We start from the raw sequence: 554 nt of genomic DNA on the forward strand, positions 1-554 counted from the left end.
TTTCCGTTACAACGGTACCGACATTTCTTTACCTGAAATTTATAAGCAGAATAAGAAGCAAAAACAAGCGTAAGGAATATCTCTGTATCATTTCCACTGATATCACATGGATTCAGGCATTTCAAGTGATTCTTCAAATGTTTAGCAAACTGCTTTCCAATGATTGTGAGCTATCCGAGGACAAAATCACTGAGCTCACGGATGCATTTATGAGCACAATTCCATCCGCTCTGAAGGAGCGGCGAAAAGTAGCGTGAAATTAGCTGTAAAATCTATGTGCGAAGTTTGAGTTATTAAAAAGTATCGTTTTTTTATATTTTAAATGAATTTTGAATAAAAATTATGATAGCAGTTATTGCTTTTGTTTGATATAGATAAAATTGTAATTATTATTGCTATAAAAAAATTGATAAACAGTAAGTTTTGTTGAAATTAAACTGTAAAAATGGTATCATATAGATGAATTTACTAAATATACATACTAATTTTTTTAAAAGTAAGTGCTTCAAAACATAGCGTTCTTAAATCTTCTTCCTATATCTGATATACTTTCC

At 30.0% G+C, this 554-nt stretch carries 1 pseudogene; it reads left to right on the forward strand.

From position 1 onward, the window contains the following. Positions 1-257: pseudogene (locus tag ASU35_RS19875) on the forward strand (hypothetical protein); the annotation flags it as partial. Positions 258-554 lie beyond the last annotated feature (297 nt).

It is taken from the genome of Acetivibrio ethanolgignens (assembly GCF_001461035.1).
GTDB lineage: Bacteria > Bacillota > Clostridia > Lachnospirales > Lachnospiraceae > Velocimicrobium > Velocimicrobium ethanolgignens.